This is a genomic window from Segatella sinensis, assembly GCF_040095255.1.
Taxonomy (GTDB): Bacteria; Bacteroidota; Bacteroidia; order Bacteroidales; family Bacteroidaceae; genus Prevotella; species Prevotella sinensis.
The window spans coordinates 1-13269 of record NZ_JBBNGE010000036.1; the positions used below are offsets into that span (position 1 = coordinate 1).

Genomic DNA, 13269 nt, shown 5'->3' on the forward strand with positions numbered 1-13269 from the left:
TATAAATCTTCAGAGAAAACGATACAAGATAGAAGCCAAGAACTCCGAGCTTAAGAATGTCTTAGGATATGACAGGGCCCTGTCATACGGTTTGTCGTGCATGGAAATGCAGGGAGCTTTGACTATTTTCGCTGCAAATGTGAAGAGAATCCTCAAATTGATGCAAAATGCATAAGGGGGAAACAGATTCCTCTATATATTGCCAAATCTAAGCGCTAGAAACGCTATAGAAAGCTATTTTGGGCTATATTCCTGTCCAAAAAAGTATTCCACTTTTAAAAGATGAAATGCTTCTTGGACAAGAATTAAAGTTCAAAAACAAACTATGCAACTTTAAACGGGTACCTTTTTCAGTGACCTCCCTGGGCGATGCCCTGGGCTAGGAGCTTTTGGGCTTTCAGCCCGTCCTCGGTTGCCATTATCTGGACTTATGACACATCCTCACAAATCCCTAACCGAAAACGAAGGAACCCGATTCAGAATCTCTATGATTCGGAACCGGGCTCCAAGACTTAGTATCGAAAAAAACTAAAAATAGTCTTACTTGAAGTATCTCTTGTAAAGACCTGCGAAACCTGCACAGTGGCGAGCCTCGTCCTTAGCCATCTCATGAACAGTATCGTGGATAGCATCAGAACCCTGCTCCTTGGCAAGCTTGGCAATGCGGAACTTATCCTCGCAAGCACCCTTCTCAGCTGCGATGCGAGCCTCAAGATTGCTCTTGGTATCACCCAAAACCTCACCCAGCAACTCTGCAAAGCGAGATGCATGGTCAGCCTCCTCGAACGCATAGCGCTTGTAAGCCTCTGCAATCTCTGGGTAACCCTCGCGGTCTGCCTGGCGAGCCATTGCAAGATACATACCTACCTCGCCACACTCACCTGCAAAGTGATCCTTCAATCCCTTGATGACCTCCTCATTGACGCCATCTTTATGTGCCTGACCGAGAACGTGTACTGTAGCGAATGTCAAATCATCATCCACTGCATCTTCCATCTCCTTGAACTTGCTGGCTGGAGCCTTGCAAATAGGGCACTTCTCTGGTGCCTCTGTACCCTCGTAGATGTAACCACAAACAGTGCAAATAAATTTCTTCTTCATAATGTTAATGTATTAAAATGTTCTTGTATTGTATTATCTTATTACTATTAATTCTCTTGTCTTACGAATTATTTCAGAAACCTGTTCCTCTTAATTCGTCTTCTTCTCCATCTTCTGGGCGCAAGCTGAACAGATGCCCTTGTAGTAGAGCTGTTCCTCCTGCACGATGTTGCCATCTATCACCTTGGTCTCTGTTACCCGTGGTGCTTGCTCATCGAAGAGGTCGATGATCTTACCGCAGTTCTTGCAGTAGAAGTGAACGTGTGGCTCGATGTTGCCATCATAGCATACGCGATGCTCATTGATGGTGATCATCTGGGCTGCATTTACCTCACTCAGCATGCGGAGCGTGTTATACACTGTGGTACGGCTTAGAGTCGGTACCTTGTTCTCCAAAGCTTTGTAAACATCTTCGATGTTTGGGTGGGTAGGGTGCTTGATCAGGTAGTCCAGGATTGCCAGTCTCTGTACTGATGGTCTAATGCCTTTCTCTACCAATCTGTTGTAAGCTTCTGCTTTTTTCATATTCCTATCTCTTGATTGATTTTTACGTTTGCAAAGGTAATGAATTTATTTCTATCTACCAAATAATTCTGTAAAATATCCAAAATAATAAGCTTTATTTTTAGATAATTTACAGAATTAAATGTTTGTTCACAAAAAAGAGGCTATTTTCTGGTCTTTACGCCCAGGAATTTATCTACCATCATCAGCTGGTTGAGCTGGAAGGCTGGCTTGCATGCCTTCTTTGCCTTGAGCCTGATGGTGAAGAGATCGCGGGCGCCCTCTACGGCTGGCTGCTCACCGATGTTGACGAAGGTAGGGTAGAGCACCTTGCTGCCATCTGAGTGCAGACGGTCCTTGGTGAGGTTCTCCATCTTGCCCATATCCTTCACATCCACTCCGATGAACTCGTATTCGGTGGCGCTGTATGGCAGGGCGAAGCTCAGGGCATTGAGCGATACGAGACCCTTGCCCTTTACGGTGAGGGTGATGGTTTCGCCTGCCTTGTATGTCTTTTTGTCGGCTGCGAGACTGATGCTGCCCTCTACGGCTGGCACCTTCTTGCTGCTTACTCCGCTCTTGAGCTGGGTAGCCACTACGGAGATATCATAGGCGTCGATGAGACCGTTGCCGTTGATATCGCCCTTGCTTACGTAGCCCTCGAAGTCCTTGTCGCCCCTGCGCAATCCGCAGTAGTTGAGATAAGAGGTGAAGTCGTTCTCGTCGATGCGCCCGTCGTGGTTGATGTCGCCAGCCTTCTCCATCTTGCTGCCCGGAACCTTGAATACGTACATCTCGGCACCCGAACCCATTCCGCCTCGGGCTTCCTCTACGGTCATCCTGATGTACTGAGCCTCTGGGTTGCCCTGGAACTGGTATTCTTTCACGGCATTCTCGTTCTTCCAGTCGAAGCTTCCGGTCTCGGTCCAGCTGATGCCGTCGTTGCTGATGGCGAACTTGCCCTTCTGGATCTGTCCGTTGGTCTCGCGCTCAGAAGCCGGGAGATAGTGAATCTTCTCGAGCTTGGCGATGCCGTTGAGGTTGAGGGTTACATCGAATGGCAGCACACCTTCCTTCTTGTAGTAGTCGGTATGCCAGAAGTTCTTCTCGTTGAAGTCGAACATCTTCGAAACCTCCAGGCCTTCCCAGTCCTTCGTAGAGTTGGTGGCTGTGATGTTGCGGATGGCTTCATCGAGAGGGTCCTTGATGGTATGCGCCTGAACGGTGGCCCATTCAGAAACGCCGTCCTTGTTCACGGATCTCACCTGCACCTCGTAATCGGTTTCCGGCTTCAGGTTCTCGATGGTGAACTCGGTGCTGCGGATGGTGGAATGAATCACGCCATCCACCTTTACCTCATAGTAGTCGGCATTGGCCTGCTTATTCCAGGTAGCCACCAGCTCGAATGCCTTGTTAGGGCTCTGGCTGTCCTTCATCGTTACCTGAGGGGCAGCGAGGGCACCGGTGGCGTGGAGCAGCACATCGGCGTCATCCATCTGATAGCCATCCATGCGGAGCTCTACGTCGTTGGCAGTGATGTCGGTCTTCGCCAGTCGCACATAAACCATCGGATTCTTGCAGATATCCATCTTCTCGAACTCGCTGCCCGGTGTGGCGAAGCGGTTGAGCTGAGGAGCCTCGTCGAAGAACCATGCATTTCCGGTTTTGCGGAGTTCATCAAGCGAATTCACCTGGGGCAGCTTCACGCTCTTTCCGCCAATCTTCGCCGCCAGCTTCTTAGGCATCTGGCTCAGATTGATGCGCAGCTCGGTAGCCTGGTTCTTCTCCTGCCCCTGGAAGTGGCCCGTGGTCTTGTAGATATGTACGTTGAGACGGCCCTTCTGCAGGGAAGAGGTGATGTGGGTGGTGGCGTGTTCGCCCAGACGGTAAAGCTCGGTCTTGCCGTCATCATCATAGAGGGCGTAATGGGTTTCTCCGTATGGATAGAGTTCGAAGATGCGCTGGGTGTTGTCTATCTGCGATACATTGTTGTTAGGATTTACCATCGGGATGATGGCACCTCGCTTCACGAAAACAGGCAGTTTCCAGTAGGGAGCCTCAAACTCGTTGATGATTCTTCCACCTTTATATATATGTCCGCTGAAGTAATCCACCCATTCGCCCTGAGGCAGGTAGATGCCGTTGCGGATATCGTTGCCCTCCTTATCCATCATGGTTTCCTTGTAGATAGGAGCCACGAGGAACGACGGACCGCACATGAACTGATACTGTGTTGCCTTGCCCAGGGTATAAGGGTTGGCTTCGTCGAGGAACATCGCTCTTACCAGCGGCTTGCCGGTTACTGCCTCGTGGGCTGCTGTGTAGATGTATGGCATCAGCTCTGACTTGAGCTTCAGATACCAGCGGTTGACGGAAGTTACCGGTTCGCCCAGGATATGAGGATACTTGGCATTGCTGCCCCAGCCATCCATGTTCAGACCCATCGCGGTGAAGGCCTTCCATTCGAATTCTCGCATGTTGACGATTGGATTCTTTCCGCCGAAGATACCGTCGTTGTCGCATGTGATGTTGGAGATACCCGAAAGTCCGGCACCGATGAAGGTAGGGATGTGGAAGCGGATGTACTCCCAGTCGCCGCCCGTCTGGTCGCCCGACCAGACGGATGCGTATCGCTGTGTACCAGCCCATCCATCGAGCGAGATGATGAACGGGCGGGCATTCTCGCCATAGTAAGGCATGATCTGAGCCACATCAGCCACACCGTTCAATCCGAAGGAATAGCCGTCGCCTACCCAGGCCACGTCGGTCTTGAGCACTCTTACGCCGGCTGTTCCCACCTCCTTCACGATGTCGCGCTGCAGGAGCGCTTCGATGCTGTCTTTCGGATGCAGGTCTGACTGGGTCCAGAGTCCGATTTCCACACCGTGCTTGCGGGCATAATCACCGAATTCCTTCAGGTTCTGGATGTTGCCGTCCAGGGTAGTCTCCTGACCATATCCGGCTCCGTATCCATCGTTTGGCAGGAACCATCCCAGCGGCATGTCGTGCTTGATGTATCGGTCGATTGCCGCACGTGCTGAGAACTGGTAATTGTTCTTCTCGCCATTCAGTGATTCCTTGATTCCGGTCTTGTCGCTGGCACTCTCCTTATACGCCTTTCCATCCTCGAATACCATAGTTCGGCCCTTGTCGGCCTCCTTCCAGTAGTCGCGGTTGTAGGCATTGAGATGGCCCTCGTAGAAGCCGAACTTAGGGAGGAGTATAGGGTTGCCGGTGAGTTGGTAATAGCCATCGAGCAGATCGGTAGGCTTTTTGCCCACCATGAAGAAAACGTCTAAGTTCCTGGATTCGTGAGAGAGTTCTACCTTTCCGTTTTGGGTAGAACCGAAGTCGTAGAGACCTGGCTTGAAGGTGTACCACATGAAGCCGTAGCCAGCGGTTGACCAATAGAATGGGGCAGGGGACGCCACTCCGCCATCTACCCAGTTGTTGGTGTTGATGATTTCGATTTTCTCACCCTTGTGAGAGAATCTTCCGTTCTGTACGCCGCCACCGAAGAAATACTCATCCGGCTGTTCGCGCAGGCTGAGGGTTACCTTTTCGGGGGTAAACTGTGCCGGATCGCTCTGCTCTGCCACGGTCTTTCCGTTTTCGAGGTTGATGATTCTGAAGAGCTGGGTAGCCTTGTCGAAGATGACCTGTGCCTTGGTGGTAGAAAGGATGATGGAGTTGTCGTTCTCCTCCACCTTCACCTGTTTATGATTCAGGGCAGTGCGTGGATTATCCACCAGAATGCTCGCCTCAGGCTTTGCCTCGGGCGCTCTCATCACGCCATCGTTGTGATCTTCGAAGATACGGAAAACACTTTCGCCATAGAAATCTACGGCGACACGTTGCTGGTTGGCGAAGACAATCTCCACCAGCGTAGGATTGATTCTGAGAATCTGGACATCTCCAGCCTTCACGGCCTGGGCTGCCTTCTGGGCATCGGGAGCGGACGGAAGCAGGGGAGATGATGCAGTGTTGGTTGTGTTGGCAACCATAGGCAAGATTACTGCCATTGCCATCAGGTTGCCAACAGATAATTTCTTATAAATATTACTCATTGTCTTTTTGGGGTTATGGAGTTAAAGGAGATAAAGTGTTATGTAGTTAACTTCTTAAGTCCTTTAACTCCTTTAACTACAGTTTTTCGATGAATGCCTTCATCTCAGCCTCGTGTTCCTTCGCCTTGAGGAAAAGATGCCACTGGTTCTGGGCTCTTACGAGGTTGTGCTCAGGATACTTGCACTTCCAGTAGTGGTCGCCGTTGAGGTAATCCCAGAGGAAGCGTACTGCCTGCATGTATGGGAAGAGCTCTGCTGCATGAGGAAGCAGGGAAATCTCCAATGGAGAAAGGAAGGCTGATGCTGACTCCACATAGCCGCGGGTGAATGATTCGAAGATGTCCATGCGGAAATCTATCTTCTCGAACTCTGGAGAATCCTCGGCGATGGTATTTGCTGCCGTGCGGAGGAAATCGCCGTAATCGCTCACGAAGAGTGATGGCATCACGGTATCGAGGTCGATGACGCACAATACCCGACCCTTTTCATCAAACATCATGTTGTTGACCTTGGTATCGCAGTGGCAGACATGCTTCTGCAACTTGCCCTCGCGGAAGAGGCGCTGGCAGAGACACATCTCATCCATATAACTCTCGATTTCTGCGATGAAATCCTTTACGCCTTCTGCGCGTCCGGCACGGTCTTCCTTGACAGCCTGACGGAGCTGGTCGCGGCGCAGTTCCATATTGTGGAAATCAGGGATGGTTTCGCCGAGGCGGTCGGTGATATCGGTGAGCTGAGCCTCAAACTCTCCGAAGGTCTTTCCTGCGTAATAAGAACTTTCTGGGTTTACTGCCTCCTGGGTGATGGCACGAGGAATGAAGACGGAAATGCGCCAGAACTGCTTGTCTTCGTCTTTTACATAGGTCTTACCGTTGCTCGCCTTGACGAAGGTGAGCACCTTGCGGTTAATGTCGTCAGCGCCCTGCTTTTCGAGCTGCTGGCGGATGTGGGTAGTTACTTCCTCGATATTGTGCTGCAAGAGATCTACATCGGTGAAGATAGAGTCGTTGATGCGCTGGAGAACATAATCTGGTGCATCGTCTTCTACTGTTGTCACCTTGTAGGTGTCATTGATGAGTCCATTACCGAGAGGTTTTACCTCATTTACAGTTCCGGTGATGTCGAACTGTGAGATGATAGGTTTGAGATCTTTCATTTTAGTTTGGTTTTAAATATATTTTTAAAGCTTTTGCCCTTACAGGGCGTAGTTTCTTATTGGATTTTTAACCCAGGGTGATACCCTGGGCTAGGAGCTTCTGCCCTTTCAGGGCGTTTATCTCAGGTCGATGATTTCGGCTCCTGGGAATTCCTTGCTGTTGAAGACGAAGGAATTGTTGGAAACACCCTTTGCCTTGAAGCCGGAGATGTTGATGGTGCTCCAGGTAGAACCCTGGCGCATCTTTACCTGTGATGGCACGTGGGTGTTCTTGTTGATGGTGATATACATCTCTGCCACGGTACGCTTCTGGTTGTTGGCTACGAGATGCACCTGATAGTTGCTGCCCACAGTCTTGAGGCTGCTCTTATATCCTGTCTTGTAGATGTGGATGAAGGTATAAGGATTCATCGACATCTGCTTGGCCTGGGTAGGGTTGCTCACGTTCACCTCGTTGGTCTTCTTCATATAAGTCCATTGCGTCTTGCCGTTATACCATACGATGGCCTGTGGTGTGCGCGCATTAAACTTGTTACCCTTGATGGTGATGGTACCGCTTGCCGAGCCGTACTTAGGACTAGACAGTTTGAAGTTGGCGGTAGCGCCCTTCTTGTTGCCGATAACGGCAGCGGTCTTGTCGAGCACCTGCTGGGCGGTCTGCGCCATAGTGCCCAGGCTCATCATCGCTGCGAAAGCGATAGCTAAAATCTTTTTCATATCCTTACTTTTATTGTATTAAAACTAAACCTAAAAGCTTTTGCCCTTTCAGGGCGTATTGGTTCTTCTCTCATTAACCCAGGGCGTTGCCCTGGGCTAGGAGCTTTTGCCCTTTCAGGGCGTTTCTCTTACGAGTTCCTCAATTGCATCAGCAATGTATTGAGCTGGTTCTCATCCTGCAGGAGTACCTCTCTTGGCTTACTGCCCTGAGCGGCTCCTACGATGCCTGCTGCCTCAAGCTGATCCATCAGTCTGCCGGCACGGTTGTAGCCGATGCTGAAACGGCGCTGAATCATACTGGTGCTGCCCTGCTGCGAGAGAACGATGGCATGGGCTGCCTCCTCGAAATACGGATCCAGGTTGCGGGTATCTACGCTGCCGTTGCCTCCTACGCCGCCATCTTCGCTGGCTGGTTCAGGGAGTTCCATTGGCTCGATAGGACCAGGCTGGTTGCAGATGTATTCGTTGATGCGTTCAATCTCTGGTGTATCTACGAAGGCGCACTGTACACGCACTGGTTCGTTGCCGTTGAGATAGAGCATATCACCACGACCGATGAGCTGGTTGGCTCCCGTTCTGTCGAGGATGGTCTTGGAGTCGATGGCCGAAGTTACCTTGAAGGCAATACGGCCCGGGAAGTTCGCCTTGATGTTACCGGTGATGATGCTGGTGGTAGGACGCTGGGTAGCGATGATCATGTGGATACCCACGGCACGGGCCAGCTGGGCGATGCGGGCGATAGGAAGCTCTACCTCCTTGCCGGCTGTCATGATCAAATCTCCAAACTCATCGATAATTACCACGATGTATGGCATAAATTCGTGACCATCAGTCAGTTTCAGTCTGTGGTTCACGTATTTCTGATTATACTCCTTGATATTTCTGGCTCCCGCTTTCTTCAGCAGGTCGTAGCGGCTGTCCATCAGCACGCAGAGGCTGTTCAGCGTTCTCACCACCTTGGTTACATCGGTGATGATAGGCTCCTCCTCATCCGGAACGGCAGCCATAAACTTGTTGGTGATGCGTGAATATACGCTGAACTCCACCTTCTTAGGGTCGATGAGCACCAGCTTCAGCTCGTTAGGATGCTTCTTGTAGAGCAGGGAAGTGATGATGGCGTTCAGACCAACAGACTTACCCTGACCGGTGGCACCGGCAACGAGCAGGTGAGGAATCTTCGCCAGATCCACCATGAACACCTCGTTGGTGATGGTCTTGCCCAGCGCGATAGGCAGCTCCATCTTGGTTTCCTGGAACTTCTTGGAGTTCAGGATGCTCTCCATGCTCACGATGTTCGCCTTGGCATTAGGCACCTCGATACCGATGGTTCCCTTGCCAGGGATAGGAGCGATGATACGGATACCCAGGGCTGCGAGGCTCAGGGCGATATCATCCTCCAGGTTCTTGATCTTGGAGATGCGCACACCCTCAGCAGGCTGAATCTCGTAGAGAGTGATGGTAGGGCCCACTGTGGCACGGATAGTCTTGATCTGTACGCCGAAGTTGCCCAGCACCTCGATGATTCGGTTCTTGTTGGCCTTCTGCTCCTCTTCGTCGATAGACACCTCCTGGCCGTCGTATTTCTTCAGCAGGTTGAGGGTAGGGTACTTGTATCTTGTGAACGGCTCCTTCGGATTGATAGGCGTATTGAGCACCTCGGCATTGCTTACGGTGTTGCTGGTAGCCTTCTCCTCTCCGGTAGCCACAGAGATATCCATTCCGATATGAGCCGAAGCGGCAGCGGCTGCAGCCATCTCCTGGCGCTCTCTTTCTGCGCGCTGGGCTCTGAGTTCACGCTGCTGCTGAATCAGACTCGGAGCAGCCACGTTCTTGTCGGCATCAGCCTGCTGGCTGTCATCGGCTGCGGCTGCATCAAGGTCGATTGGCGAGGTGGTCTTCTCATTTCCGTCCTTCTGCTCCTTGTCCATCTCCTGCTGCAGGGAACTTTCCTGGTTCTGGTCAGCCCCCTGGTCAGGAGTTGTCTCCCGAGTCTGAGAATTCTCGTCCATCTCATCCTCCTCATCCTGCACCGTACCCTGGGCAGCATTCCGGTAAGCTTCATCGATGGCATTATTCTCTTCCAGCTCCTCCCTGTGGTTGGTAATCTCGAATTTCACCTTATTAGATATATAGCCGATAGGGTTGAGTGCCTTTCTCACGATGGTGATGGTCTCGGTGGTGATATAGGTGAGGAATGCAATGGCCACGAAGAGAAGGATGGCGGTGAGTCCCGGAGGACCAATGACATTCTCCAAGGTCTGGACCACAAACATGCCGTGCTTTCCGCCCGGATTGAAGATGAGACTACCGAAGATAGGAGTGAGGAACTTGGCGAAGGTGACGGATGACCAGATCATCACCACCATCATGCAGAAGAACCACTTCCAGAGATTCACGCGATAGACATTCATCAGCTGGAAACCCACCATCACCACGAAGCAGGGAATCAGGAAGGCAGGAAAGCCGAAATTCACCGCCATCAGCCAATAGGAGAGGATGGCTCCCATGGATCCGCAGTAGTTCTGGAACAGCTGCTGGGTGTTGGTCCATTCTCCAGGCTGCATGTTCTCCAGCAAGCTCTGGTCGGCAGCGCCCGTACTGAGGAAGGATATCATCGCCAACATCATGACGACAGCAACTACGAGCAAGGCGAGTCCGAGGAAGAAATCGGTAATCGTATTGTTGAAAATATATTGTAAACCAATAGCTTCGCTAAATGATTTAGTTTTGCCTGATGTTTTTTTCTTTGCCATTTTTCTATTCCTTTTTAATATTTAACTGCAAAATTAGCAAAAAAGATTGAGAAACGCTCCTTTTTTTCGGGATTTTTTGCTAATTTTGCAACTTGTAATGAATAAATAGCAGTAATGAAGATAATTTTCACTAGTTTCGAAAAGAAAACTATCAATAGCCTGCCTCGAATTCTCTTTCCTGGCAATATGATAGTGATAGATAAGGCTGAAGATACAGATGCCGCTGTAGAATATCTCCTGGGACAGGATATTCTGGGTGTGGATACGGAGACACGACCAAGTTTCTCCAAGGGTATGCACTTCCAGGTATCACTGCTGCAGGTGAGTACCCGCGATACCTGCTATCTCTTCCGCCTGCATCTCACGGGTATGACACCAGCCATCATCCGATTCCTGGAGGATAAAAGGGTGCCAAAAGTGGGATTGTCTTGGCATGATGACCTCTTGCAGTTGCATCGCAGATGCGATTTCAAGCCGGGATATTTCATCGAGTTGCAGGATGTGGCTAAGAAATTCGGCATCAAGGATATGAGCTTGCAGAAAATCTACGCCAACCTCTTCCATCAGAAAATCAGTAAGGCTCAGCGACTCAGCAACTGGGAATCCCAGGAGCTCAGAGAGGCTCAGTGCAGATATGCCGCCACGGACGCATGGTGCTGCATTCATATCTACGAGGAGTTCAACCGTCTCAGCAAGGCTGACGATTACGAGCTGGTAGAGTTCTAGGTTGATGTATTCGATTTTTCGTAAATGAGAGAATTGATAGAACTTAAAAGACTATATAATATAATAATGTATAAGAACGTATATTTAAAGAAAGGTAAAGAAGAATCTCTCAAGAGATTCCATCCATGGATATTCTCCGGCGCTATCCAGCGCATGGACAATGATATAGAGGAAGGAGAAACCGTAAGGGTTTTCACTTCTGCTGGCGACTTCATCGCCATCGGTCACTATCAGATCGGCTCCATCGCCGTGAGAGTGCTCTCTTTCAGCGATGTAGATATCGACAACGAATTCTGGTGCGCCCGACTGGAGTCGGCTTACAAGATGCGTCTGGCGGTAGATATCGCCGGCAATCCAGACAACAACACCTATCGACTGGTGCATGGCGAGGGAGATAACCTGCCGGGTCTCGTTATCGACTGCTATGGTCCTACTGCCGTGATGCAGGCTCACAGTGTGGGTATGCATGTATGCCGTATGGAGATTGCCAAGGCGCTGAAGCAGGTGATGGGCGACGAGATGCAGAACATCTACTACAAGAGCGAGACCACCCTGCCATACAAGGCAGACCTGCGTCAGGAGAATGGCTTTATCCTGGGTGGCGATGCCGATGACGTGGCTGTGGAGAACGGATTGAAGTTCCATATCGACTGGCTGCGCGGTCAGAAGACCGGTTTCTTCGTAGATCAGCGTGAGAACCGCTCCCTGCTCGAGCATTACGCCAAGGGCAAGAGCGTGCTCAACATGTTCTGCTATACCGGCGGTTTCTCTGTCTATGCCATGCGCGGCAATGCCAAGGCGGTTCACTCCGTGGATAGCAGCGCCAAGGCTATCGAGCTGACCAATGAGAACATCGCTCTCAACTTCCCTGGCGACCCACGCCACGAGGCATTCTGCGAGGATGCCTTCAAGTATCTGGATGAGCACGACCAGCAGTATGATCTCATCATCCTCGATCCTCCAGCCTTTGCCAAGCACCGTGCTGCGCTGCGCAATGCGCTGAAGGGATATACCCGCCTGAATGTAAAGGGCTTGCAGAGAATCAAGAAGGGTGGAATCCTCTTCACCTTCAGCTGCTCTCAGGTGGTTACCAAGGATAATTTCCGCAACGCTGTGTTTACAGCAGCAGCCCAGGCAGGAAGAAAGGTTCGCATCCTGCACCAGTTGCATCAGCCAGCCGATCATCCTATCAATATCTATCATCCTGAAGGCGAATACCTGAAGGGACTCGTGCTTTATGTGGAGTAAGCTCTGACAGCGTAAAAAGAGTAAAATCTCTATGTCAGAGTATATACGATGAAGAATGTAGAGTAAAAATACAATGAAGAAATTTTCAATCATGATATGTCTGGTTTCAGCACTTCTGCTGGGAATGGCCAGTTGCGGCGATTCACAGCAGAAGCGACTGCGACTGAGCAAACAGGAGAAGGCCCAACTCGACAGCATCGACCGGGCTTCGCTCAAGGTGGGTGTGATGCCTACGCTTGATTGCCTTCCGGTATATCTGGCTTACGAGGACAGCATCTTCCTGAAGCAGGGAGTAACGGTACATCTCTATCGCTACAATGCGCAGATGGACTGCGATACAGCCATCGCCCGAAAGAGGGTAGAGGGTACGGTGACCGACCTGGTGAGAGCTGCCCGCCTGCAGAAGCAGGGTACACAGCTCTTCTATCCTGTCTCTACCAATCTGTACTGGCAGCTTATCACCAACCGCAAGGCGCGTATCTCGGAGCTGAAGCAGCTGTCAGACAAGATGATAGCCATGACCCGTCATTCTGCCACCGATTATCTCTCAACGCTTGTCATCGACAGCGTGAAGACCAAGTATGACGTATATCGCGTGCAGATCAACGACCTGAACATCCGCCTGCGCATGCTCCTCAACAATGAGATGGATGCCGCCTGGATGCCGGAGCCATACGCCACACAGGCAAGAATGGCTAAGCATGTGGCACTGGCGGATAGTAGAGACAAGAACCTCCAGTTGGGAGTGATTGCCTTCCGCAGCAAACTGAAGGCGGAACCCCGAAGAAAAAAACAAATCGACAGATTCTTGAAAGCTTACGACATCGCTGTAGATAGCATCAATAAGAATGGCGTACACCACTATGCCGCTTTACTGACCAAGTATTATGGTATTGATGCCCAAACCGTTAGCAATCTGCCAAAATTAAAGTACAGTCACGCTATGGAGCCTCGCCAGCGAGATCTCAAGGTGGCAGATATTAACAATTAAACA

At 50.7% G+C, this 13269-nt stretch carries 9 protein-coding genes and 1 pseudogene; 4 read left to right on the forward strand and 6 right to left on the reverse strand.

Annotated features, from left to right (window positions below):
• Positions 1 to 175, forward strand: a pseudogene (locus AAAT87_RS10360) (IS5/IS1182 family transposase); the annotation flags it as partial.
• 365 nt (positions 176 to 540) lie between these two features.
• On the opposite strand, the gene AAAT87_RS10365 reads toward AAAT87_RS10360, so the two are convergent.
• From AAAT87_RS10365 to AAAT87_RS10390, 6 genes are all read right to left on the reverse strand, one after another.
• On the reverse strand, positions 541 to 1101 hold the full coding sequence (locus AAAT87_RS10365; RefSeq protein ID WP_295025692.1) for an NADH peroxidase: 561 nt from the start codon (positions 1099 to 1101) through the stop codon (positions 541 to 543).
• Between the two features lie 90 nt (positions 1102 to 1191).
• Positions 1192 to 1626 (reverse strand): Fur family transcriptional regulator, encoded by a 435-nt coding sequence (locus AAAT87_RS10370; RefSeq protein WP_295025690.1) that lies wholly within the window; start codon positions 1624 to 1626, stop codon positions 1192 to 1194.
• Between the two features lie 143 nt (positions 1627 to 1769).
• Positions 1770 to 5672: a TIM-barrel domain-containing protein gene (locus tag AAAT87_RS10375; protein ID WP_349226365.1), complete on the reverse strand. Its 3903-nt coding sequence runs from the start codon at positions 5670 to 5672 to the stop codon at positions 1770 to 1772.
• A gap of 76 nt (positions 5673 to 5748) precedes the next feature.
• Positions 5749 to 6831 carry a phosphotransferase enzyme family protein gene (locus tag AAAT87_RS10380; protein WP_295024267.1) on the reverse strand — a complete coding sequence of 361 codons (1083 nt, stop codon included), beginning with the start codon at positions 6829 to 6831 and terminating at the stop codon, positions 5749 to 5751.
• Between the two features lie 117 nt (positions 6832 to 6948).
• On the reverse strand, positions 6949 to 7548 hold the full coding sequence (gene lolA1, locus AAAT87_RS10385; protein ID WP_295024268.1) for an outer membrane lipoprotein periplasmic chaperone LolA1: 600 nt from the start codon (positions 7546 to 7548) through the stop codon (positions 6949 to 6951).
• A 128-nt stretch (positions 7549 to 7676) separates the two neighbouring features.
• Complete coding sequence (locus AAAT87_RS10390) at positions 7677 to 10301, reverse strand: FtsK/SpoIIIE family DNA translocase (protein WP_296973616.1); 2625 nt, start codon at positions 10299 to 10301, stop codon at positions 7677 to 7679.
• A 114-nt stretch (positions 10302 to 10415) separates the two neighbouring features.
• On the opposite strand from AAAT87_RS10390, the gene AAAT87_RS10395 reads away from it, so the two are divergent.
• From AAAT87_RS10395 to AAAT87_RS10405, 3 genes are all read left to right on the forward strand, one after another.
• On the forward strand, positions 10416 to 11027 hold the full coding sequence (locus AAAT87_RS10395) for a 3'-5' exonuclease (RefSeq protein WP_349226366.1): 612 nt from the start codon (positions 10416 to 10418) through the stop codon (positions 11025 to 11027).
• Positions 11028 to 11093: 66 nt separating this feature from the next.
• Entirely contained in the window at positions 11094 to 12275 is a 1182-nt protein-coding gene (locus tag AAAT87_RS10400) for a class I SAM-dependent rRNA methyltransferase (RefSeq protein ID WP_349226367.1), read from the forward strand.
• A 73-nt stretch (positions 12276 to 12348) separates the two neighbouring features.
• Positions 12349 to 13266 (forward strand): ABC transporter substrate-binding protein, encoded by a 918-nt coding sequence (locus AAAT87_RS10405; RefSeq protein ID WP_296973610.1) that lies wholly within the window; start codon positions 12349 to 12351, stop codon positions 13264 to 13266.
• The last annotated feature ends 3 nt before the right edge of the window (positions 13267 to 13269 follow it).

Excerpts from the sequence above, each read along its gene's own strand:
- AAAT87_RS10365 (WP_295025692.1), bottom strand. The coding sequence starts at position 1,101 with ATGAAGAAGAAATTTATTTGCACTGTTTGTGGTTACATCTACGAGGGT.
- AAAT87_RS10370 (WP_295025690.1), bottom strand. The coding sequence starts at position 1,626 with ATGAAAAAAGCAGAAGCTTACAACAGATTGGTAGAGAAAGGCATTAGA.
- AAAT87_RS10375 (WP_349226365.1), bottom strand. The coding sequence starts at position 5,672 with ATGAGTAATATTTATAAGAAATTATCTGTTGGCAACCTGATGGCAATG.
- AAAT87_RS10380 (WP_295024267.1), bottom strand. The coding sequence starts at position 6,831 with ATGAAAGATCTCAAACCTATCATCTCACAGTTCGACATCACCGGAACT.
- lolA1 (WP_295024268.1), bottom strand. The coding sequence starts at position 7,548 with ATGAAAAAGATTTTAGCTATCGCTTTCGCAGCGATGATGAGCCTGGGC.
- AAAT87_RS10390 (WP_296973616.1), bottom strand. The coding sequence starts at position 10,301 with ATGGCAAAGAAAAAAACATCAGGCAAAACTAAATCATTTAGCGAAGCT.
- AAAT87_RS10395 (WP_349226366.1), top strand. The coding sequence starts at position 10,416 with ATGAAGATAATTTTCACTAGTTTCGAAAAGAAAACTATCAATAGCCTG.
- AAAT87_RS10400 (WP_349226367.1), top strand. The coding sequence starts at position 11,094 with ATGTATAAGAACGTATATTTAAAGAAAGGTAAAGAAGAATCTCTCAAG.
- AAAT87_RS10405 (WP_296973610.1), top strand. The coding sequence starts at position 12,349 with ATGAAGAAATTTTCAATCATGATATGTCTGGTTTCAGCACTTCTGCTG.